Source organism: Chryseobacterium sp. IHB B 17019 (assembly GCF_001456155.1).
Lineage (GTDB): Bacteria > Bacteroidota > Bacteroidia > Flavobacteriales > Weeksellaceae > Chryseobacterium.
Window position 1 is genome coordinate 1840174 of sequence record NZ_CP013293.1, and the last position, 22916, is coordinate 1863089.

Below are 22916 nucleotides of genomic sequence, written 5' to 3' on the forward strand. Positions count from 1 at the left end.
TTATCCTTTTTTAATCGTTATTCTAAAAGTCGTCCCCTTTCCCACTTCAGTCTGTGAGATTTTAATATCTCCGCTGTGATATTCTTTGATTACCCTTTTCGCTAATGACAATCCCAATCCCCAACCTCTTTTTTTGGTTGAATATCCTGGTTTAAAGGCATTCCTAGCTTGTTGTTTCGTCATTCCGCTTCCGTTATCCTGAACTTCCACTACAATATTTTTATTCCGTTCAAAAACAGACATGGAAATGGAACCCTCACCTTTCATCGCATCTACGGCATTTTTTACTAGATTTTCAATTACCCAGCTCATCAGAATTTTATTGTGAGGAACCAAAATTGTATAATTAGGAAGATGCAGTCCGAAATTTATTTTTCTTGAAATCCTGGTTTTTAAATAATCATAATTCTCACGAATAGTTGCATTAAAATCCATATCATTCAGCTCCGGAACAGAACCGATTTTGGAAAACCTTTCAGAGATTGTTCTTAATCTTTCAATATCTTTTTCAATCTCATGAACGCCTTCAGAATCAGGAGTGTCGAGCTTCATGATCTCCATCCAGCCGATCATTGAAGACAGCGGGGTTCCTATCTGATGTGCCGTTTCCTTCGCCAATCCGGCCCAGAGATATCCTTCATCTGTTTTTTTGACAGTCCTTAAAAACCAGAATGAAAACAGAAAATAGCACAGAATAAAAAATCCTAAGATAAATGGAGAATAGCGTAAATTATTCAACAATTGTGAATTGTCGTAATAAACAATTTGCTTGTTTCCTTTTACGATTTCAATTTCAATAGGAGTATAGCTCTTTGCCATTTTTTTTGCTAAAGCTAATATTTTCGAGGAGTCACCTTCAATATCTTTAGGGATATTTTTGTGCTCAATAATCTGATCATTTTTATCTAAAATAATGAGCGGAATTGTTGTATTGGAGCTATAAATCTGAAGAAGCAATGCCTGAACTTCCAAATTCGGATTCGCTACTTCCTGCTGAAATCTTAAGGCGCTTACCAAAATATCAACCCTTTTCACTTCTTCTTTTCGCAAAAAATTAATAAGAATCGTCGAAGCAATGACAATCGTTAAAACCACGATGGTCATTAAGGTAAAAATAATCCAGTTATTCAGCCTGGCAAGAATGGATTTCCTCAAAATAATTTATTTTAAAACATTCAGAATTTTCTGCAGCTCCGAACTTCCGCTTCCCTGATAATTGTTAATAATGATAGAAAATACATATTTTTTTCCATCTTTTGAAGTATGGTAACCCGCAAAAGATTTGGTATCGCGCATGGTTCCGCTTTTCATTTTGATACCGTTTTCCTGAATCGGGAAGCCGTCATAATAAGACTCAAACCACAGTTGTTTTTTCGCATACAGCAAGGCCTGAACCTGTGCTTTTGCCGAAGCATAATTCTGTGGTGAAAGTCCACTTCCATCAGCAAAATTAATCATATTTGGGTTGATTCCCTTTGACTTCCAGAAGTCTTTCAGAAACGCAACTCCACTTTTAAAGCTTGGATTTCCTTTCTTTTCTTTTCCCAATGTTTTAATTAACGTTTCACCGTAAAGATTGATACTTTTTCTTAAAAACCAATAAATAATTTTATCTAAGGTTGGAGATTCGTATGTAAGAATTACATTTTCTTTCGGGACTTCCATAGCTTGTTTTCCTTCAATTTCCAATTGAGAATTTGTCACCACTTTTCCGGAAAAATCAATTCCTGATTCCTTCAACCATTGTTTTACTTCAACTCCTAATTGTAGTGGCGGATTCGGTGTAGAACCGGAAACCGTAACCGTTTTTGAAGGTAAAGTTCCGTTAATTAAAGCAACATCAGAATGCGGTGCCGTGAAGATCAGGCTTTGGTCTGAACTTCCTCCAACTTTCAGGTCGTTCAACCATTTTACACCTTCCAGAGGATAGGAAAAACTTTGAAATTCGGTTCCGTTTATATTGATATCAAACTGATTTTCACGCCAGTTGATTCCCCAGACTCCTGCACCATAATAATTTCCCAGATCATCCCAGGGCCAGCCTCCGGGAATAGTTTGATGATCAAAATAAGAATCATCGATAATAAGGTCACCGGAAATCTTTGTGATTCCTGATTTTTTTATGACTTCAATTAGTTTTTGCTTAAAATTTTCCGGTTTATAAGCATCATACCTCCAGCTTCCCAATGTAGGGTCCCCGTTTGAAGTGATGAAAAGGTTTCCATTTAAAACTCCGCCAGAAATATTTCCTGAAAAGCTTGATGTTGTTTTATAAGTATAACTTTTACCTAACGTTTCCAAAGCCGCCGCTGCTGTGAATATTTTCTGTGTTGAAGCAGTAGAAAGTCCTTTATTTCCCTGATATTCGTAAATAAAATTTCCGTTTTCATCAGAAACATAAAACGACAGGTTGGAAGCAATTGCCCCCGAAGAATCCATCAGCTCTTTGGTGGCTGCATCCAGTTTTTGGGCTATATTTTGAGCAAAAATAATTTGCGTTGAAAGAGTGAGAATTGCTACTATTTTTCTCATTGCATTTTTATTTTTCTAAGCTTTATTGACATTCTGAACAGAGAATTTAAATATGATCCTTATCACATTCTATATTCAAATATAATTAAAAATAAATTTACAATTCCGTGCCCGGTTCTATCTCGTAAGGTTCTTTATCTTTTTCAAAAATCCTTGTCAGCTCACTGCCTTCAACGGTAATTTTATCTCCAACTTTTCTGATCCAATTGCCTTCCCGTAAACCGACAACTTTCAGATCGTTCTGAGTTAAAAACTCTTTAATCCTTGTTTCCCTTGTTTCACCGTTATGCTTCAAATCCGGATTCGGATCGAGGTAATGCGGATTTATATTAAAAGGAACCAATCCCATACAACCAAAACTCGGTGGATAAACGATCGGCATATCGTTCGTGGTTTTCATGTTTTGTCCACCGATATTGCTTCCGGCACTGCACCCTAAATAAGGTTTTCCGTTTTCTATATTTTGCTTTAAAACAGACATCAGATTTTCTTCATGTAAGGTTTTTACCAAAAGAAAAGTATTTCCGCCGCCTGTAAAATAAGCTTTTGCCTGATTTAATGCCTCTATTTTATCTTCAAATTCGTGGAGGCCTTTTACCTTAATATTAATGGTTTCAAAGAAAGATTGAGCTTTTGCTGTATAATCATCCAAAGAAATTCCGCCGGGTCGGGCAAAAGGAACGAAAATAATTTCATCAATTCCTTCATACAATTTGATTAATTCTTCCCTTAAATATTCCAAATATTCCCCTCCGAAAAGTGTGGATGTTGAAGCTAATATGATATTCATTACAAAAATTAGAGATTAAAATGGTTTAAATACAAAGATAACCGAAACAGTAACGAATCAAAAATTTAGATAAAAAAAACATTCATCCCGTTAATATTTTCAAAAAAAACTTAAAGGTTCTAAAATTTGATTTTTTATGGAATTATTCTTGAATCATAGAAATTACAATTTGAAAAATGTAAGATTATGAAAATGATTAAGATTGAAATTAAAAGCCTGTTTTTAGGTTTATTATTTATAGGAGGTGCGAGTTTTTTAAGTGCACAGACAACTCCGGTAGATAGTACAAAAACTACGGCTGCTACAAGCCAAACAGGAAATTCTACTATTGATGCCCTTAAAAAACAAATCGAAGCCAATCCGAAGGATACGGATGCTTTAGCCAAGTTGGCAACAGCTTATCAGGAAGCATCTGACTGGACCAATGCAGTAGAAACCTGGAAAAAGATCTCTGCCCTGTTACCAGATTGGGCTCCATCTTATTACAGCCAGGCTTATGCGTATCAGTCGGCTAAAGATGATGCTAATGCAAAGATTGCTTATGAAAAGTATATTGCAACTGTAAAACCGGAAGAAGTGGAACAGAATAAGAAAAATCTGGCTTACGCTTATTTTTATATTGCTTTTGCGGAGCAACAAAGTAATCCAGCCAAAGCAAAGGAACATATTACGAAATCTTTACAGTATGATCCTACCAATGAGGAAGCTATCAAACTTAATAAAGTTTTAAATTCATAGCAAAAGCCGGAAAATTTTCCGGCTTTTTTATTTTAATAGTTTAAATGTTTTTAGTTAATTTTCTTACCGAAAAAGTCTGTTTCACCGTGGAGATGACGAATGATTTTTTCAATGTTCCGGTTAATGCTTTCTTCAGTTTTAAGATTATTAATATATCGGATTAACTCTAATTTTCTTGAAGGAATTAAACTTTCAAAATTCTTTGTAGCAAACGGACTTTCTTTAATAGCTTCCTCTAATTTTGGATGAATGGAAATGCTTCTGTCTGAGTCATCAAACTCAACAAAAACTTCTATTGTCTCACCAATTCTTTTGGGAGAATCTTTTAGCATGGTTAAATTAACATATAATCGCCATTCACCTAAATACTTCATCAGGTTTTGCTTAAATTCTTTACCATTTACAGTTCCTTTCACAGGAATCGGGCTTTTATCCTTTCCTGCTTTTTCGAAAATATGATTCAAAATTTCTTCAGGAATGAAAACAAAAGGATTGATGCCGATGATTTCGAGTTTGGTGGTGAAGTTTTTCATGATGTAAATTTAATATTTTTTGCTTTAGGCGACAGGTTGGAGTTTTTTAACTACCCCTTCTTTTTGCTGTGCAAAAATCCACCCCTTCAGGAAAGAGAATTTTTACTTCGCTAATACTAGCTTATTTAAATTCGATAGTTAATCTGAAATGCTATCTCATCGACCTTAACCTTAACCTTAACCTTAACCTTAACCACAAAATTAAAAGGAATGATTATCTTTGCACGAAATAAATCTGTAAAACAAAATGAAATTTTTTATCGACACTGCTAATTTAGAGCAAATTAAAGAAGCTAAAGATCTTGGAATCCTTGATGGAGTAACGACAAACCCTTCATTAATGGCAAAAGAAGGCATCCAGGGAGCTGAAGCAATTAAAAATCACTACAAAGCAATTTGCGAAATCGTAGACGGCGATATTTCTGCAGAAGTACTTTCTACAACGTACGAGGAAATGATCAAAGAAGGTGAAGAATTGGCAGCAATCCACCCAAATATCGTAGTAAAAATCCCGATGATTAAAGACGGAATCAAAGCTTTAAAATATTTTTCCGATAAAGGAATCAAAACTAACTGTACATTGATTTTCTCTGCTGGACAGGCTCTTTTAGCAGCGAAAGCCGGAGCAACTTATGTTTCTCCTTTCCTGGGAAGACTGGATGATATTTCAACAGACGGGCTGAACCTTATCCAGGAAATCAGATTAATTTTTGATAATTATATGTATGAAACTGAAATTTTGGCGGCTTCTATCCGTCACTCAATGCATATTATCGATTGCGCGAAGATTGGTGCTGATGTAATTACATCACCACTTCCTCCGATCTTGAGCTTGCTAAAACATCCATTAACGGAAAGCGGATTGGCTCAGTTTATTGCAGACTCTCAGAAATTAGCTTAATTTATAGTAATTTAGATATAATTCGGCGCGGAAACTTTGTTTCCGCGCCGAATTTTTTATTGCAATAAATCTAATTCCAGAATGTTGTTATTTCTGGCATTTTCTTCTCTAGCTTCTTTCTCTTTTCTTCTTATCATTTCATTTGGATTTACCTCTTTACCGTCCCTATCTAATAGCATTGTCTCCTGGTTGCTTGCAATCCATTGGCCTAATCTTCTTGTGGGGTTTTTTCTATTTTCAATAAAATGTTTTTTATAATTTTCAGGATCTAAAGCGATCATATCTTCAAATCTTTCCTTATTATTTTCACTTTTCCAGACTTCATTTTCTTTCAATTTTTTAATTGCTTTCAAAATAAAAATATGTGAGCTTGTAGTATCTTCAATCTTTATAATCAAACCAGGCAGTCCATGAAATTTATAAGGTCCATCCTGAATAGGAATCTCTGAAACAAACCATGCGATCCATTTTCTTCCTGCAAATTCGCCAACAGCTTTTTGTGCATTAAGTTCTCCAATTTTTTCTTTGTCAGGTAAAATTTGCCAGTTAATCTTCCGATCGTCAGAAACTTTATATTCGACTGCATCCATGATGTTAAAGTATAAAACTTTATAGTCAGGATAATTCTTTTCTATTGTATATTTTGGCTCTTTAACTTTGATATCTTTTAAATCAAAATTGCCCGATTTAACTCTCTCATTTGTAATTGAGTCAGCAACAAAGTTATTTCTGTTATAAAATTTGGAACCTTTTTTCGCTACATCCAGATACATGATTGCAGATTCTGCATTGTTCTTTTTTGTAGAATCTTTTACAAATCGATATTCATATATAAACCGTTGATTCTGAGCATTCATGAATATACCCAAAAGGAGGGTAAGGATAAAAATTGTTTTTCTCATTTGTGTTAATATTTTTCTGAATATTGTTTATCTTTTGCGTTTTCTAGAAAAAAAGGATGAAAATTAATTCATCCTATATATTTTAAATATTATTGTAAAGCTTTTTGGATTTCAGTATCCAGTTCTTCTATTATACTTGAACTGAAACCATCTCTAAAAACAATCTGAGAGTTTTTATCAATAATAATATGAGTCGGGTAACCGTCCACTTTAAACTGATCTACAGTTTTCTTGGCATTGGGAACAATATTATATTTAAATTGATTTTTGGCCAAGAATTTCTTCAAAACTGCTTCATTATTAAATGTTACTGCTAAAAACACCACCTCTTTATCTGCATATTTTTGCGCCAGTTTGTTGAGTTCCGGCATTTCAGCAAGGCAGGGAGCACAGGTTGTAAACCAGAAATTAATGACCACAACCTTACCTTTCAAGCTATTTAAATTGTATTTTTTCTTGTTTAAATCTGTTAAGGTAAAAGATGGTGCGGCTTTTTTCACAAAAGCAGGTTTTGCAGCTGCCTTTTCTTTTGCTTCTTTATCCATTTTTGCTTTCCGGTCAGCTTTTTCCTGCTCGGTAAGCTTTCTTAATACTATTACTTTTAGTTCACTATCAGCATTCTTATACTTATCAAAGCTATATTCTTTACTCATCACCGCCTGCATCATCTCATTTCCCTCAATCTTTTTTCCTTCTGCTGAATAGATGGAAATATTTTTATCAAACGGATTAAAATTGCCCTCGATTTCTGATTTGTTAAGCCCTTTCAAAGCTTCATCTTTCCAGCTTTGCTGAGCGTTGTAGTTTAATGGGATTAATACCAGTAATAAGACCGCAGCCTTAAGAAAATTTTTAAATTTCATCATTGTATTGTGTATTTATTTTTTTTGACAAAAGTCATGCCAGGTATTTATTTTACTAGATCCGGCTCAATTGGGTTATTATTTTTTGCTAAAGATTCTTTTGTTCTTTTTTCCATTTCCCTGAATACCTGATTCGGGTCCGAAATTTCTTTTCCGTCTGAAGTTCTTACTTTGAAAGCCACTCTGTTGTTACCATCTCCTCCATTTCTCATCATCATTTCCCTCATATTTTTTGAAGGATCGTTGATGTAAGCTTTCCACACTTTTTTATATTGATCTTTTGTAACCTCAATTTCTTTTCCCCCAATTCCCATCACTCTTACATTTCCTGGCATATCCAATTCTGTTGCTGCAACGGGAGTTTCAATTTTTTTGTTTCCGACTAAAGTCATGATATGTGAACCGGTAGTATCTTCCAGCTTTACAATCAACCCCGGAAGTCCGTAAAATTTGTAAGGTCCGTCCTGAAAAGGAATATCTGTGCTGAACCATGCAATCCAGTCTCTTCCACCGTAAGTTGTGGTGGCTTTTTGAGTATTATATTCACCGATTTTCTGTTTTTCGGGAAGAATTTTCCATTCCGGTTTCTGGTCTTCTTTTACCTTATATTGATCCATCGAAACTCTTGTAAACAAATATGTTTTGAAATCCGGATAAGATTTTGTCACCTTGTAGCCCACTTGTCCCGGACTTTCCCTTCTGCTGATATTGATATTTCCCGAACCCCCTTTGATTTGTTTCTGAACTTCTGCCATTGAAGTAGAATCGGCAACAAATTTGTCTCTGCTGTAATAATTGGAACCGTTTTTATCGATATCCAGAAGCATCATTTCTTTTTTCACATCGGCTTTATCGTTGGAGTCCGGAATGTATTTGTAATCGTAGAAAAATCTGTTTATTTGTGCATTGGTACATACACTTAAAAACAAAAAAAGTAAGATATTGTTTTTCATAAATTGTATTGTATTATTAAATAAAAAAAGCTCTGTCGATAAATTGTTTAAAGTTCTAAGTTTAAAACTTATTTTAATTTACTGACAAAGCTGATTGGAACTTTATTTTTTAGTTTCTATTCTTATTTCTCCGGAGCTGTTGCCGTCTGTTGATCTTTTGTTGACATTCATATTCTTGATTTTTCCAGGTTCCAAAGCATCGAGGTCTTGTTTTGTCACTTCTTTTCCGTCAATATAGAATTTCATGTTGCTCAGGTCACCAGAATATTTCTTTACTCCTTCTCCTGCGATGATTTTGGCATTATTCATTACCCTTACTTTGTTAAATTTCATAGGCATAGAATTATTGCTGTAAATATAAACTCTTTTATTCCCGTCCAAAGCTCTTCTTTCTACTTCTAATTTTGCCCTTTCGCCTTCCAGTTTGGCTCTTTTTTCTTCTAATCTTGCTCTTTCTTTGTCAAGCTTCGCTCTTTTTTTAGCCGTTGACACAGATTCTTTTGCTCTTTCCGCGGATCTGAAAGCCATATCAGCTTCGGGAGCCCATCTTCTGTCCTGCATATTATCTCTGTAGGAATACACCTTCACTCTTGGAGCAGCTGGCGTACCTGGTGCACCCGGAGCGTGTGGCGGTGGTGGAACATCGGAAAAATCAAAATCTATTTCGGGCATTTCAGGAATTTCACCGAATTCGATTTTCATGTTTTCAAATTCCTTCACCTTATCCTTCCATTCTTTGGAATTGAAATATTCTGTGACATTCACATCTTTGCCGTCCATTCTGATCACCATTGCTCTTTTCAGAAAATCTTCCGAACTCGCAATTTTCCCGATCTCACCTGATAATTTTCCTATTTCTTCAAGGTTTTTATTATATTCCTTGCTTTCAGGCTTAAGGTTTTTTAAGATTTCACTTTTCTCCTGAATTTTTTTGCTGAGATCAGCAATTTTTTTGTCGTCATTAGACTTTTTATATACTCGAGGAGCTACTACAATATCATTTTTGGATGAATTGGGGGTAATTGTATCTTTTTTAAGGGTAATTTTATTGTCTTTTTTAATTTCAGAAACCGCTTTCTCAATTTCTATATTTGTTGCTTTAATTTCTTGGTTTTTAGCATTTACCAGATAAGCAAACGCTACTGAAAATACTACCGGTAATGCAAAAATTCTACGCGCATACCCGAATTTGGTTTTAGGTTTTTGTAACATTTTTAATCGTTTTTTTAGATTTGAACTTAAAAACGGACTGGTCGCAGGCAACTGTGTTCCGGAAAAGTGGCTTGCTAAAAGCATCTGCGCAAATGCTTTTGTGTCCGATTGTTTTACGGCTTTTTTATCAGCCAGATATTCGTGAATTAAACTAATTTCTTTTTTAATGATATGAAAAAAAGGATTGAACCAGAAAACAGAAGTAATGATCTCAATAAAAATTTTATCGAAGGAGTGTTTCTGCTCAATATGTACCATTTCGTGCTTTAAAATCTGCTTTCCAATATCTGAATTCAACATAATAGAATTCTTCCAGAAGAGATTTTTAAAGTAAGAAAAAGGAGCTTCTGTCAGATTTGTATGGTAAAAATTAATGCCATCAAAACTTTCTTTCTGAAACTGATTTTTAAGCTGTTGGATTCTGAAAATCCCGTAGATGAACCTTCCTAAAAAATAGAAAGAAACCAGTCCCAAAGCTGAAAAAATAATTCTAAAATAAATGTGGTCATTGTTTAAGTTTTTTGTTGTGTTAAAATTCTGTACCTTATCTATTAGCTTATAAATGTCATTGCTTACTTCAACCGTAAAATCTTCAACCTTTACTAAAGGAAGCAACAACGATATAAACATCGCAAACAAAAGATAAAATCTGTTGTAGTGATGAAACGTCTTGTCTTTAAGAGACAACCGGTAATACAAAAACATTACACCGGAACATAAAATAACTTTTCCGAAGTATAGAAGTACAGTTTCCATAGCTAGTTCTTATTTTTGAGTTCGTTCAATAGCATTTCAAGGTCTTCCACGGTCATTTCGTTCTTTTCTACAAGGAAAGAAACGGCACTTTTGTAGGAACCTTTAAAATAATTTTTCACAAGACTTTTCATCGTTTTTCCAGAATATTGCTCCTTCGAGATCAATGGAAAATATTCATGCTGCCTTCCGTATACGTTGTAGTCTACGAATTCTTTTTCCTTCAATACTTTTAAAATGGTAGAAACGGTGTTGGTATGCGGTTTCGGGTCCGGAAAAAGATCAAGAATATCTTTTAGAAATCCTTTTTCCAGTTTCCATAAATACTGCATCACCTGCTCTTCTGCTTTTGTTAAAGTCTGAATCTTCATATCCCTCTTTTTAATCATTAAATATGATATAAATTTTAACTTAAATTTAATATCACTAAGAAATTAGTTATACAAATGTAGAAATAAAATCTTTCGAAACAACTATTTTTTTAGTGATAAAAGATTAAACGATATAACTAATTGATAATCAGTAAAATAATTTTTATTAAAATTTGTTAAATTTTTAAGACAGAGAAATTATTGCCTATTCGATCAATAGAAAAATCCTGATTTGCAAAAGAAATTCTTAAAACTTGTTAATTTTTATTAAATAAAATTAAAATGAATTTGTTTAAACCGAGAAAATATATTTATTTTAGTGCTTTAAAAATTTCTCATGAAAAGATATAATTTATTAATTGTACTATTACTACTTGTTTTTAACCTAACTACGGCTCAAAAGAAGGGTTCTCCTGCTGCGGATTTCAGTGCGGTAAAAGAGGCTAAAACTAAAATTGAAAATACAGTTCCTTTAGTTATCAAGCATTTGCAGGATATCAGCACAAAGGAAAATGATCCAAATATCCTTACAAACGGAAAAATTGCATTGGCAAAGGAATACGGAAAAGTGGAGCTGGAATGGCGCATGTACAGAGGAAACATGAACAGCTGTATCATGAATAATTCTTCCAAGAAAGCAAAAAAATGCATGGAATATCATAATACAATGTTCAGAGACACCATGATCAACTACAACAACTATATCACGAATCTTACAAGAAAGAACGGATATCTTGGTGTGGAAGGTGATACAAAATTCGACCTTAATCCTGCTGAAACATCTACTAAGCTGAATGAATCTTATTTCAATGCAAACGATGCAGCCGGAAGAATGAAAGGAAATTCTAAGAAAGAATTCTTAGGCCAGACCATGGCAGATGATTATGCATTGACGCCTTATAATCAATTGGCGACTCAATAATAATTTATTTTATTAATTAAATGATATGAAATCCTGCTTTTTAAGTAGGATTTTTTATTTATTACAAAAGCTTTTTACTTAAAATTATTTATTAAGTCACGCTTAGTTTTGAAGTCACTAACTGCATTTTGTAAACTTTGCTTTTGAATGTTAAACTCAATATTTTAAGGCATTTAAAACTTTTGTGACTTTTGTGGTTAAATTTTTTCAAATTTCTGTCCAAAAAACAAAAACTCGGTTGTCATTAAGGTATAACAACAAAAATTTTAAAATTATGGAACCAAGAATCAATTTATTCGAAAAAGGAAAAAAAGCAATTACCCCAATCTTTGGAATCAACCAATATCTGAAACATTCCTCGATTGGCAAGCAATTGATAGAACTTATTGATTTCAGAATTTCACAGATCAACAAATGCTCTTACTGCCTTGATATGCACTCAAAAGAGCTTCGTGCAATGGGAGAAACAGAACAGCGACTTTACGGATTGAGCGCATGGAGAGAAACTCCATATTTCACAGAAAGAGAGAGAGCTGCCCTGGAATTTGCTGAAGGCGTAAACGCTCTTCACGTTTCTGATGAAGTGTATGAAAGTACAAAAAAACACTTCTCAGAAGAGGAAATGATCGATCTTACTTTAGTCGTAAATTCAATTAATATCTGGAACAGATTCAACATTGTATTCAGACAGGTTCCGGGAGATTATCAGGTAGGAATGTTTGGATAGTTTTTGAGCAATTTAGAATTGATTTAATAGTAAAGAGAGCCGCAATGGTTCTCTTTTGTTTTTTTTAAATAATGTAAAATTTATGGCATAATAAGTGATTTTAAAATAATAAATTAAAATGCTATGTTCAATAAAGGAGATGCCGTAAAATGGCGATTCAGAAACGGTGAAACACACGGAGTCATTATAAAAATTCATACAAAAGACTTTATATTTATGAACCGACAACGCCGTGCTTCAGAATCCGAGCCACAATATGAAGTGATGAGTGAAAAAACAGGTAAAACAGCCGTTCACAAAGCTTCTACTCTAAAGAAAATATAAAAAAAGCCACAAAAATTGTGGCAGCTATATTTTGAAAACAGATTATCTATTTTATTTTGTCATAAATCCATTTCGTGACAATAGCCCCGAAAAGATAATAAGCAACTGTCATTACTTTTTTCTCCGTCGTTGATGCAACAGGAGAATCATCCAATCCCAGCTTTTCAGGAAGCGCAACTGTTCCCAATCCCATCAGAAGTCCGGACGCCATATTAAAACCTGATGTGGCAGTAGTAGCGTAATAAATCCCATTCCCAATAACATCTCCGGCCAAGGTAGCAGCATACAGCTGATCCGGATTTGTAATTTTCATATCGACCTTATCCAAAGCTTTATTTAAAGCCTCTTCTCCCACTTTATTAATCTGTGGAGCATTGTCAAAATTCTTTCTGATTGCTTCGTGCAGAAGGTTTACCGCTATGGCACCACCTAAACCTGCGAGGATTTTTTTGTACATAATATTGTGATTTAAGTTGGTATTTCTAAATAATTACATAAATCAAGCCATTTTTTAATAAAAATACATAATTCACAATAAGGAGAAATAAAAAAGAGTATCACAAAATTTGTAATACTCTTTAAAATAGTAGCGGGAACCGGACTCGAACCGATGACCTTCGGGTTATGAGCCCGACGAGCTACCTACTGCTCCATCCCGCGGTGTATTTTTAGAACGCCACCGTGAGCGTTATCTTAGTAGCGGGGACACGACTCGAACGTGCGACCTTCGGGTTATGAGCCCGACGAGCTACCTACTGCTCCACCCCGCGGTGTATTTTTAGAAACGTCACCGCTGACGTTTTAATCTTAGTAGCGGGAACCGGACTCGAACCGATGACCTTCGGGTTATGAGCCCGACGAGCTACCTACTGCTCCATCCCGCGATATTGGATTGCAAATATACGACAAAAATTTAAAATTCCTAATTTTTCTTTTAAATAAAGGACTTTTATAAAAACTATCTTAATATTTGTATCTTTGTTCTATGGCAAAAATATTGAAAATTTATCCTGACAACCCACAGGAAAATCTTATTAATGAAGTAATTAAAACTTTGAATAATGGCGGATTAATCATTTATCCTTCAGACACGGTTTATGCGCTGGGCTGTAATATTTTTGACATAAAAGCCATGGAAAAGCTTGCTCAAATAAAAAAAATAAAGCTTGAAAAGGCCCAATTTTCAATAATTTGTAATGATCTAAGCCATCTTTCGGATTTTACAAGACCTATTGAAACCTCCGTTTTCAGATTTTTGAAGAGCCATCTTCCGGGTCCGTTTACCTTTATTCTTGATGCTAATAAAAGTGTCCCTTTAGCTTATAAAAATCACAAAACCATCGGTATTCGTGTTCCGGATCACCCTATTCCACAACTGATTGTTGAAAAGCTGGGCCACCCGATCGCCTCAACATCCATTAAAGATGATGACGAAATCATTGAATATTCCACCGATCCCGAGCTTATTGCTGAAAAATACGATCATTTAGTGGATATTGTTATTGACTCCGGATATGGTGATAATATGGCTTCAACCATTGTTGACCTCACTTCAGGCGAGCCGGAAATTATCCGACAGGGAAAAGGTATTGTCTAAAAATAAAATTTTACTCAATTTTTATAATTTAAATGAAAATAATAACATCACCTGCCAAATTAATGAATATAGAAAACTCAACAGACCTGTTGAGATCTACAACTCCGAAATTCATTGAGGAAGCAGCATTCATACACTCCTATTTAAAACAAAAATCTCCAAAATATCTTTCTGATTTAATGGAAATTTCGCCAAAACTGGCAGATGAAAACTGGGAAAGAAACCAAAAATGGAAAGCAAAACCAACAGTAAAAGAATCTGCTCCCGCCATGTTTGCTTTTACAGGCGAGGTTTACAGAGGTTTGGACGCGAAAACACTTGACAAAAATGCAGTCGATTATTTACAAAAAAACTACAGAATGCTTTCCGGATTATATGGTTTGTTGAAACCTTCTGATAAAATCATGCTTTACAGGCTGGAAATGGGAAGGCCGTTCGAGTTCGATGAATACAGGAATCTTTATGAATTTTGGAGAGACAAAATAACAGAGCAACTGAATTCAGAATTAAAAAAAAATGAAATTATCCTAAATCTTGCAAGCACAGAATATTTTAAAGTAATAGACCGAAAGAAAATTAATAACAAAATTATTGATTTTGATTTCTATGAATTAAAAGACGGAAAATTAAAAACCATTGTCGTTTACACCAAACATGCGAGAGGCATGGTGGTAAGATTCTGCGCGGAAACCAATGCCAAAACCCTGAATGACGTGAAAGCTTTCAACTACGAAGGTTATCTTATCGACGAGGAAAAATCTACCGATACAAAACTGGTTTTCACAAGATAAATGACGATTTCAGAATTAAAAAAACATTTTAAAACAGAGCTTGCGGATTTATATACAGATTCGGAAGCTGCTTTTCTGTGCTCAGTTTTTATTGAAAAAATTGTGGGTTTTGACAGCTTTGATCAAAGGAGATTTTCTGATCAGGAATTGCTGATTCAGGATGAAAAAAGGCTTTTGGAAATTACTTCAGAATTAAAAAACAAAAAGCCATATCAACATATTTTAGGCGAAACAGAATTCTACGGAATGATTTTTTTTGTGAATGAAAATGTTTTGATTCCCCGCCCTGAAACGGAAGAACTGCTGGAATTTGCAATAAAAAAAATCCACAATTCGTCATTGTCAATTGACCAAATAAAGATTCTCGATATTGGAACCGGAAGCGGAATTATTCCTTTGGTCTTAAAAAAATATTTTCCAAAAGCTGAAATTACATCAATAGATTACTCTGAAAAAGCTTTAGAAACAGCGAAAAAAAATGCAGACTTTCATGGATTGGAGATTAATTTTATTCACTCCGATTATCTGAATTTTGATTTGAATGAAAATTTTGATATTATCATATCAAATCCGCCTTACATCGGGATTGATGAAGAGCAGGAGATTGTAGATTCCGTAAAAGAATTTGAACCAACAATGGCACTTTTCTCCCCTACTTCCGATGCCTTAATTTTTTACAGGAAAATCGCTAATGACGCGAAAAAACATTTGAATGAAAATGGGCTTTTATTTTTGGAAATTAATCAAAAACTAGGTCCTGAAACTTTGGAATTATATTTAAATGATTTTAAAGAAGCACAATTAATAAAGGATTTATCTGAAAATGACCGGTTCATTTTTGGGAGAAAATAATTGATATGGAAATAAAAGCACACCAGATCGGCAATACAAAAATCGCAGAAGTTATCTCTGATGTAATTATCATTAATTCGGCTCAGGATGGGTTGGATCTCCTGGGAAATATTTATTATCAAGGTTATGACAGAGTAATTATTTACGAGAAAAACATGACCCCGGATTTCTTTGATTTAAAAACAAAAATTGCCGGAGACATTTTACAGAAATTTTCAAATTATCGTGTGAAACTGGCTGTTATCGGGGATTTTAAACGATATGAAAGCAAGAGTTTCAATGATTTTATGTTTGAAAGCAATAAAACAAGCCATATCAATTTTGTTGAGAGCTTAGATGAAGCGTTGGAAAAACTTTCATAATAAATAGAAAACTGTTTAATTTTTAATTTTACTTTCGAAATACTTTATAGCATCTCTAATTCCTTTATCAATAGTTTGATAGCTCGTTCCAAGTTCATCGACAGACTTTTTATTAGTGTAGAAATTATCAATTCTAAGTGCTTTCATATTGACCGAACTTAAACTCGTTTTAATTTTTGCAAATCTCAAGCAATCCCCTATCAATCCAAGAAAAATTAAAATAAAATCTGGAATCGGAAGCAATATCGGTTGTTGATTTGTAAGCTGGTTTACTTTTCTAAAGAAATCTTTATACTTCAAATTTTCATTTGCTAAAATATACTTTTCACCTGTTTTTCCTTTTTCCATTGCTTTTAAAATTCCTCCTGCAGCGTCTTCTGCATTCACGAAATTTTTTCCACCTTTTGGATAAAAAACCAGTTTCTTTTTCCAAACCCAAAAAAGAATCTTCCCTGAACTTGGTTTATTGTCATAAGCTCCTATCATAAAAGCAGGATTTACAATAATAGGTTTGACTATATGGCTCTTTTGCAAAAGAAAATTTTCCGCTTCTAACTTACTTTTAGCATAAAAAGATTGGTCAAAAGGATATTTCCATGGGTAATTTTCATCCCCGGGAGTACTGAGATTTCCAAAGCCCAAAGTATTTGCAGTACTTACAAACAAGAACTTTTCAACATGTCCGGCCTGTGAGAATAAATGAACGACTGCATCAAAGTTGATTTTTCTATAATCATCATAATTCAACAGGTTTTGTCGCGTTTCTGCTGCAATATGAATAATAAAATTCACATCTTTTAAATATTCTGAAAAATCCGAAAACAAGTCTCCTTCCACCAGCCTCAGGTTTTCATCTTCTTTACCCAAATAACCGCTTTTCTTGCGCACCAAAGCAATAACAAAATAACCATTTTCCAATAATTTAATTACAACATGAGCCCCCAAAAGGCCCGTAATTCCTGTCACAAAAACTTTTTTCATGCTTCTTTTATTTCTCTTTTTATCGCGCTGGTCATTAATGGTAATTTAATCCAAATCGGTAAAATTTTCATCACGAGCCAGCTTACGGGATTTACCATAATCACAGAATCTCTTTTAAACAGCTGATTAACGCAATATTCTGCTACTTTATTGGGATCCAGAAGTGTCAGTTTTCCCAGAAAACCCTGTTTTTCAATCCTCGCCGCCACATCTGCATTTGTTTTCATAGCACCCGGATTTACCACACTTACAAAAACATTGGTATCTTTAAGCTCCTCGTTCAATCCTCTTGAAAATGAATGGATAAAGGTTTTGGAGGCTGGATACACGGTTTTAAAACCAATAGGTGAAAATGCGGCCATACTTGAAACATTTAAAATATATGATTGAGGCTGTTTCAAAAGATTAGGTAAAAGCTGGTGGGTAATCAGCGAAGTAGCCGTGATGTTTACTTGAAGAATATTATTAATGTAAGAGGGGCTCGCATCTAAAAATTTTCTTGTTCCTCCTATACCCGCATTATTAATCAAAATATAAATATTGAAGGACTTATTTAACCAATCTGTGAGTTTAAAAATATTTTCATTCACAGAAAGGTCAACTTCATAATAGTAGGTTTTAATATTATAATGTCCGGCCATTTCTTCGCTTAATTCTTTTAAATTCTGATTAGGCAAACTTACAAGAATGAGATTGATTTTCTTTTTTGCCAGGCTTTCAGCAAATGCTTTTCCCAGTCCCTGACTCGCTCCGGTGATTACTGCAAATGATTCTTCTGTTTCCATAACACAAACTTTCTGATACAAAAGTAGATGTGGAAAGAGCTTTTAATGTTCCGGATTATATGAGTGAACAAGTTTAGAAATAAATAACAACTATTTGATTTTTAATAAATTATAAATTCAAAAGGTTAAAATTTATAAAACAGAACTATTTTTTAAATTCAGAAGGGGTCTGATTGGTCAGTTTTTTAAAAGTTGTATTAAAAGATGTTTTTGAATTGAATCCGGATTCATACGCAATACCCAAAATTGAAAGCCTGTTTTTAGAATTATCTTTTAAAAGTTTCTTCGCATATTCAATTCTGTATTCATTGACATACTGAAAAAAGTTCTTCTGAAATCCGGTGTTGATCACATAAGACAAATGATGAGTCGATACAGAAAGTAATTCTGAAAGCCTGATTAGGTTAAGCTCACTGTCAAGATAAGGTTTTTGAGTTTCCATAAGGGTTTCAAGCTGGTTTTTTATTCTCAGTAATTCTTCATCCGAAATCAGTTTTCTTTTAATTTCTTCTGTCTCAGACTCTTTATCAATAGAAATCAATTCCTCACGCTGTTTTTCTCCAACAGGATAAATTTCTTTCTGTTTGAGTGAATAATAAGCAACGAAATAAATTACTCCCAAAAACGCCAGATTAATGAAAAAATTCAACGAAGTAGGATTATACAAAAGATTGTAAATGATATAAACAATATTGATGATAAAAATGGTCAGAATAATGTATTCCAGCCAGTTTAAATTAATTCCTTCCGTATTGGCGGAAAATTGCTGAATTCTTTTCTGGTGCTTTCTAATTGTAAGATAAGACAGCCCGGTATAAAAAAATGCCTGAATTAAAATTAAACTGATAAAAATAATATCAAGAAACTCAAAAAATGGAGAATCACTTTCAACAGCTCTTTGAAGTAAAAGAATGATTAAAAATATAGCCGGAAGAATAAAGTATTTAACATCGAAAATTTTGAATTTAAAAGAAGGATTGGTATAAAATAATACACTAAAGTAAAATATGATCGGCGTCAAAAACTGTACGAACTGTACAACAAAAATGGAATGAATCTGGATTTCCGACATTGTTACCAGGGACAACACCTCATCCAGCCAGAAACTCGACCACAAAAAAACAAAAATCCCGAACCAAAAGTTTGCTTTCCTATTGACTTTAAGCGGATTATTAAGCTTTAATAAAGAAAGTAAGACCAATGAACCATAAATAAGTATTACGATAAAACGATTTAACTCTAATGTGCTCATTTGTCTTAATATTTTTGGTTAAAGATAACTTTTTTAACCTATTCTTTTCCTTACAAAGATCTCATAGCTTAAATAAATTAATGGAAGCGCCATAATTCCTATATATAAAGAGTTTTCCATTGCTCTTTCCGGTGCATTGGCAACAGCATAAACAAGTCCAAAAAAAGCTCCTCCCAAATGGGCAGCATGTCCGATGTTGTCATGTTGCCTCGGATTCAACATCATATAAACGGAATATCCAAAATATACAAGCCCAAAGATATAACCGGGAATAGGAATAGGGATAAAGAAAAGATAAATTCCAAGATCGGGAAGCATCGCAATCGAAGCAAATAAAATCCCTGAAACTCCCCCACTCGCACCAATCGCAGAATACCATGGCTGCTTTTGATAGAGAAATAACGAAAATATATTACCCAATAAAATTGATCCAAAATAAATAATCGCAAAACCTATATTTCCAAACCCTTGAATAACAATCGGCCCAAAGAAATAAAGCGTTAACATATTGAAAGCCAAGTGCATAATATCTGCATGCAGAAATCCAGCAGTAAGCAGACGTATATATTCCTTTCTCTGCAAAATAGCACCGACACTGAACTTATATTTTTCAAAATTACTGCTTCCATTAGGCACCATAAAGCTTATAATGGCAGTAATTATTATAACTATTATTAAAATATTCATTTTTTTACCAATTTAATTTTCCGAATTATCTTCACTCTGAAACAAATCACCAATCGTGCCATCTTCATCAAAACCGCCCGTAGGCTCCGGATCTTCATACACTTCAGGTTCTTCTTCCTCGGGTTCCGGAATGGTGACGTTTATGGATTTTACTTTGAATTTCGTAAATTGATTTCCAATCGCTTTAATCCCTTTCACAGCAATGAATTCGTCGATGTTCACCGTTTCAGGATCACGATCTTTACCTTTGTCTTTAGCAAAAATAATTTCGGCAGTGGCGTCATTCGCAACAATTACATTTTCAATAAAAGATTTCGGGTGTTCTGAAGGCATGAAAGTCTGGACATTCGGCGTATTTTCGAATAAGAACCTCTTAATGAAATACATATCTTTTTCTCCATCATAATAAATACAAGTCACGGGCTGTTCCGGCTTCCACTTTTCAAGCACCAGATATTCATCATCAAAACGGTTCCCAAGATCAAAAGAAACCAGTTTCGCTTCACCGTTTGTATTGATTGTCAATATTTTATCATCTCCTTTAAAGCTTCCCAACAACGATCCTCTTCCATCGGCATTCAATCTTCGTACCGTATCATCGAACCAGATTCTTCTTGGAGCCAGGGTAGAAACGCCTTCTTCTTTTAAGTCAACTTTTTTCACTGAATATTTTGTGACCAAATTCCCCTTAGAATCACGACCTTTAATCGCTAATTCTGAAAAATCGACATCCATTTTGTTCTTCCTGATTCTTGGATTTGGTTTTAAAAGAACCGTCACCGTTTCCGCCTCACCGTTCGGATTTGCTGAAAAATAAAGCACTTCCGAGCCTTTTTTATCAGAAGCCAGCGGATAATCCGTGTTTCTTGTAACACCCGTCACAGAAAAACGCTTCATATAATAAGGTCCCTCTTTACCTTCGCGATAAATCATGTTGTAGACCGTTCTTTTATCGTTTTTCTTCCAGATGGCAACGTGAAGAATATCTTTTCCGATGAATGTTTTTGCCTCAACTTTTACGACCTTCATGCTTCCGTCTTTCCTGAAAGTAATGATATCGTCAATGTCTGAACAGTCAAATAAATACTGGTCTTTTCTCAAGGAAGTTCCGATAAAACCTTCTTCAAAATTGGCATAGAATTTCTCGTTGGCGACGGCAACTTTTGTCGCATCTATCGTATCAAAAATCCTTAATTCAGTTTTTCTCTGTCTGTCTTTTCCGTATTTTTTCTGGATGTTTAAATAATAATCAATCGCATACTGAACAAGATTGTCCAGATGATACTTTACCTGCTCAATCTTTCCTTCAAGAGCGGCAATATTTTCTTTAAATTTATCTAAATCGAATCTTGAAATCCTTTTGATTCTAATTTCCGTCAGTCTTAAAATATCTTCCTCCGTTACAGCTCTCAAAAGGTGTTTGGTATGAGGCTTTAATCCTTCATCAATAGTTGTTAAAACATCTTCCCAAGTCTTCACCTCTTCAATATCGTGGTAAATCCTGTTTTCAATAAAAATCCTTTCCAATGAAGAGAAATGCCAGCTTTCCTGAAGCTCGTGAAGTTCGATTTCCAGTTCTTTTTTAAGCAAAGAAACCGTATGATCCGTATTCATTCTCAGAATTTCGGAAACATTCAGGAACATGGGTTTGTCACCGACAATTACACACGCGTTCGGTGAAATTGTAACCTGACAATCCGTAAAAGCATACAACGCATCGATTGTTTTATCCGGTGAAACATCGTTGTGAAGATGAATTAAAATCTCAACTTTATCAGAGGTATTATCTTCGATTTTTTTGATCTTAATTTTGCCTTTTTCATTGGCTTTAATAATAGAATCAATAAGATCGCTCGTCGTTTTCGAGTATGGAAGCTCGGTGACAATTAAAGTATGCTTGTCAAGAGGCGAAATTTTTGCTCTTGCCCTTACTTTTCCACCTCTGTGACCGTCATTATATTCGGAAACATCGAGATATCCGGCGGTTAAAAAATCCGGAAACAGCTCAAACTTTTTACCTTTAAGATACGCTACGGAGGCATTAATTAATTCATTAAAATTATGCGGAAGAATCTTTGTGGAAAGCCCTACCCCGATTCCTTCAACGCCCTGTGCCAGAAGCAGTGGGAATTTTACCGGAAGATCGATAGGCTCGTTATTTCTGCCGTCGTAAGATTTTGCCCATTCCGTTGTTTTTGGATTAAAGACAACTTCCAGAGCGAAAGGAGTTAATCTCGCTTCAATATATCTCGCCGCCGCCGCCGAGTCCCCGGTGTAGATATTACCCCAGTTTCCCTGAGTGTCGATCAGGAGCTCTCTTTGCCCGATTCCCACCATCGCATCGGTAATGGAAGCATCACCATGAGGGTGATATTTCATGGTATTTCCTACGATATTGGCAACCTTGTTGTAACGCCCGTCTTCCAGCTCCCGCATGGAATGCATGATTCTTCTCTGAACAGGCTTAAAACCATCATAAACCGACGGAATTGCCCTGTCTAAAATAACGTAAGAGGCATAATCCAGGAACCAGTCTTTGTACAGCCCGGAAACTTTTTTCAAGCTCTCACCCTCATGCGAGTATTCTTCTGTCATCATCTATTTATAACTCTTTTCTCGTTATTAGCTTTTATTACTTTACTTAGGGAGAATTTTAAATCGTTAATTTCTTTTCTTGTCAAATATGAAATCTCATATTTCAGCATTGTTGATCCGCTATTTTTACTTGAAATTGTGACATATAGTCTTTTCATAAAAAACAAATCAATCACTTCGTAATTCAACAGTTTATATTTTGGAAATTCATCACTCAAAGGCTTGTCCAGAAAAGGGATGATATTTCTGTTTCTGAAATGAAGTGCTTCTCCGTCACTGTCATATTCAAAAATCTGTCTTCCGTTAAGGTAAAAAATACCCATTAATATGAAAGGAACAACAATTAAAAAGATGCTTTCCCATCCTAAAATATTAAATCTGTATTCTTCCAATAGGAAGGCTCCTATTCCTGCTATTATAAATATGATCAGCAGGGTGTTTACGAAATTATAAACCGAGCTTTTGTTACGGTTGCTTAGTCTCATTTGCGTTA

Annotated in this window: 25 protein-coding genes and 3 tRNA genes; 9 read left to right on the top strand and 19 right to left on the bottom strand. The window is 34.4% G+C overall.

The window, feature by feature from the left end; genetic code table 11:
- The 3 genes from ATE47_RS08485 to pepE form a co-directional block, all read right to left on the bottom strand.
- Nucleotides 1-1158: an ATP-binding protein gene (locus tag ATE47_RS08485; RefSeq protein WP_442857091.1), complete on the bottom strand. Its 1158-nt coding sequence runs from the start codon at nt 1156-1158 to the stop codon at nt 1-3.
- Nucleotides 1159-1161: 3 nt separating this feature from the next.
- Nucleotides 1162-2532 (bottom strand): D-alanyl-D-alanine carboxypeptidase/D-alanyl-D-alanine endopeptidase, encoded by a 1371-nt coding sequence (gene dacB / locus ATE47_RS08490; protein ID WP_062161560.1) that lies wholly within the window; start codon nt 2530-2532, stop codon nt 1162-1164.
- A gap of 97 nt (nt 2533-2629) precedes the next feature.
- Entirely contained in the window at nt 2630-3322 is a 693-nt protein-coding gene (pepE, locus tag ATE47_RS08495) for a dipeptidase PepE (protein WP_062161561.1), read from the bottom strand.
- A gap of 186 nt (nt 3323-3508) precedes the next feature.
- Here pepE and ATE47_RS08500 point away from each other — a divergent pair, with 186 nt between their 5' ends.
- Nucleotides 3509-4060 (top strand): tetratricopeptide repeat protein, encoded by a 552-nt coding sequence (locus ATE47_RS08500; protein ID WP_062161562.1) that lies wholly within the window; start codon nt 3509-3511, stop codon nt 4058-4060.
- A 50-nt stretch (nt 4061-4110) separates the two neighbouring features.
- Here ATE47_RS08500 and ATE47_RS08505 read toward each other — a convergent pair whose 3' ends face one another.
- Nucleotides 4111-4593, bottom strand: a complete 483-nt coding sequence (locus tag ATE47_RS08505) for a YdeI/OmpD-associated family protein (protein ID WP_062161563.1) — start codon at nt 4591-4593, stop codon at nt 4111-4113.
- Nucleotides 4594-4840: 247 nt separating this feature from the next.
- Between ATE47_RS08505 and fsa the strand changes: the two genes are divergently transcribed.
- Nucleotides 4841-5494, top strand: coding sequence for a fructose-6-phosphate aldolase (fsa, locus tag ATE47_RS08510; protein WP_062161564.1), 654 nt, complete (start codon nt 4841-4843; stop codon nt 5492-5494).
- 56 nt (nt 5495-5550) lie between these two features.
- Here the strand turns inward: fsa and ATE47_RS08515 are convergent, their stop codons facing one another.
- The 5 genes from ATE47_RS08515 to ATE47_RS08535 all read right to left on the bottom strand — a co-directional run bounded on the left by ATE47_RS08515 (nt 5551) and on the right by ATE47_RS08535 (nt 10548).
- The gene (locus ATE47_RS08515; protein ID WP_082632546.1) at nt 5551-6396 is read right to left on the bottom strand and encodes a GLPGLI family protein; all 846 of its coding nucleotides are present in this window, start codon (nt 6394-6396) and stop codon (nt 5551-5553) included.
- An 89-nt stretch (nt 6397-6485) separates the two neighbouring features.
- Nucleotides 6486-7262, bottom strand: coding sequence for a TlpA family protein disulfide reductase (locus ATE47_RS08520; protein ID WP_062161566.1), 777 nt, complete (start codon nt 7260-7262; stop codon nt 6486-6488).
- Between the two features lie 44 nt (nt 7263-7306).
- Entirely contained in the window at nt 7307-8212 is a 906-nt protein-coding gene (locus tag ATE47_RS08525) for a GLPGLI family protein (protein ID WP_062161567.1), read from the bottom strand.
- Between the two features lie 102 nt (nt 8213-8314).
- The gene (locus ATE47_RS08530) at nt 8315-10180 is read right to left on the bottom strand and encodes a M56 family metallopeptidase (protein ID WP_062161568.1); all 1866 of its coding nucleotides are present in this window, start codon (nt 10178-10180) and stop codon (nt 8315-8317) included.
- A 2-nt stretch (nt 10181-10182) separates the two neighbouring features.
- Nucleotides 10183-10548 carry a BlaI/MecI/CopY family transcriptional regulator gene (locus ATE47_RS08535; RefSeq protein WP_062163496.1) on the bottom strand — a complete coding sequence of 122 codons (366 nt, stop codon included), beginning with the start codon at nt 10546-10548 and terminating at the stop codon, nt 10183-10185.
- Between the two features lie 337 nt (nt 10549-10885).
- Here ATE47_RS08535 and ATE47_RS08540 point away from each other — a divergent pair, with 337 nt between their 5' ends.
- The 3 genes from ATE47_RS08540 to ATE47_RS08550 all read left to right on the top strand — a co-directional run bounded on the left by ATE47_RS08540 (nt 10886) and on the right by ATE47_RS08550 (nt 12521).
- A complete protein-coding gene (locus tag ATE47_RS08540; protein ID WP_062161569.1) occupies nt 10886-11470 on the top strand; it encodes a hypothetical protein in 585 nt (194 codons plus the stop codon).
- 274 nt (nt 11471-11744) lie between these two features.
- Nucleotides 11745-12197 carry a carboxymuconolactone decarboxylase family protein gene (locus ATE47_RS08545; protein WP_062163497.1) on the top strand — a complete coding sequence of 151 codons (453 nt, stop codon included), beginning with the start codon at nt 11745-11747 and terminating at the stop codon, nt 12195-12197.
- Between the two features lie 123 nt (nt 12198-12320).
- Nucleotides 12321-12521: a DUF2945 domain-containing protein gene (locus ATE47_RS08550; protein ID WP_062161570.1), complete on the top strand. Its 201-nt coding sequence runs from the start codon at nt 12321-12323 to the stop codon at nt 12519-12521.
- Between the two features lie 46 nt (nt 12522-12567).
- Here ATE47_RS08550 and ATE47_RS08555 read toward each other — a convergent pair whose 3' ends face one another.
- The 4 genes from ATE47_RS08555 to ATE47_RS08570 all read right to left on the bottom strand — a co-directional run bounded on the left by ATE47_RS08555 (nt 12568) and on the right by ATE47_RS08570 (nt 13405).
- A complete protein-coding gene (locus tag ATE47_RS08555; protein ID WP_062161571.1) occupies nt 12568-12978 on the bottom strand; it encodes a hypothetical protein in 411 nt (136 codons plus the stop codon).
- 130 nt (nt 12979-13108) lie between these two features.
- Nucleotides 13109-13181 (bottom strand) — tRNA-Met (locus ATE47_RS08560).
- A gap of 37 nt (nt 13182-13218) precedes the next feature.
- Nucleotides 13219-13291 (bottom strand) — tRNA-Met (locus ATE47_RS08565).
- Between the two features lie 41 nt (nt 13292-13332).
- Nucleotides 13333-13405 (bottom strand) — tRNA-Met (locus ATE47_RS08570).
- Nucleotides 13406-13506: 101 nt separating this feature from the next.
- Between ATE47_RS08570 and ATE47_RS08575 the strand changes: the two genes are divergently transcribed.
- From ATE47_RS08575 to ATE47_RS08590, 4 genes are read left to right on the top strand one after another with little or no spacing between them, the layout of a single operon-like run.
- On the top strand, nt 13507-14118 hold the full coding sequence (locus tag ATE47_RS08575) for an L-threonylcarbamoyladenylate synthase (RefSeq protein WP_062161572.1): 612 nt from the start codon (nt 13507-13509) through the stop codon (nt 14116-14118).
- Between the two features lie 32 nt (nt 14119-14150).
- A complete protein-coding gene (yaaA, locus tag ATE47_RS08580; protein WP_062161573.1) occupies nt 14151-14909 on the top strand; it encodes a peroxide stress protein YaaA in 759 nt (252 codons plus the stop codon).
- Nucleotides 14910-15761, top strand: a complete 852-nt coding sequence (gene prmC / locus ATE47_RS08585; protein WP_062161574.1) for a peptide chain release factor N(5)-glutamine methyltransferase — start codon at nt 14910-14912, stop codon at nt 15759-15761.
- A gap of 5 nt (nt 15762-15766) precedes the next feature.
- Entirely contained in the window at nt 15767-16123 is a 357-nt protein-coding gene (locus tag ATE47_RS08590; protein ID WP_062161575.1) for a DUF4180 domain-containing protein, read from the top strand.
- Between the two features lie 15 nt (nt 16124-16138).
- On the opposite strand, the gene ATE47_RS08595 is transcribed toward ATE47_RS08590, so the two are convergent.
- From ATE47_RS08595 to ATE47_RS08620, 6 genes are all read right to left on the bottom strand, one after another.
- Nucleotides 16139-17104, bottom strand: coding sequence for an NAD-dependent epimerase/dehydratase family protein (locus tag ATE47_RS08595; protein WP_062161576.1), 966 nt, complete (start codon nt 17102-17104; stop codon nt 16139-16141).
- Nucleotides 17101-17889, bottom strand: coding sequence for an SDR family NAD(P)-dependent oxidoreductase (locus tag ATE47_RS08600; protein ID WP_062161577.1), 789 nt, complete (start codon nt 17887-17889; stop codon nt 17101-17103). Before ATE47_RS08600 ends, ATE47_RS08595 begins: the two co-directional genes overlap by 4 nt.
- Nucleotides 17890-18034: 145 nt before the next feature.
- Nucleotides 18035-19141, bottom strand: a complete 1107-nt coding sequence (locus ATE47_RS08605; RefSeq protein ID WP_062161578.1) for a helix-turn-helix domain-containing protein — start codon at nt 19139-19141, stop codon at nt 18035-18037.
- A gap of 33 nt (nt 19142-19174) precedes the next feature.
- Complete coding sequence (locus ATE47_RS08610) at nt 19175-19828, bottom strand: rhomboid family intramembrane serine protease (RefSeq protein WP_062161579.1); 654 nt, start codon at nt 19826-19828, stop codon at nt 19175-19177.
- 12 nt (nt 19829-19840) lie between these two features.
- Nucleotides 19841-22426: a DNA gyrase/topoisomerase IV subunit A gene (locus tag ATE47_RS08615; protein ID WP_409013850.1), complete on the bottom strand. Its 2586-nt coding sequence runs from the start codon at nt 22424-22426 to the stop codon at nt 19841-19843.
- The gene (locus ATE47_RS08620) at nt 22423-22908 is read right to left on the bottom strand and encodes a hypothetical protein (RefSeq protein WP_062161580.1); all 486 of its coding nucleotides are present in this window, start codon (nt 22906-22908) and stop codon (nt 22423-22425) included. Before ATE47_RS08620 ends, ATE47_RS08615 begins: the two co-directional genes overlap by 4 nt.
- Between the last annotated feature and the right edge of the window lie 8 nt (nt 22909-22916).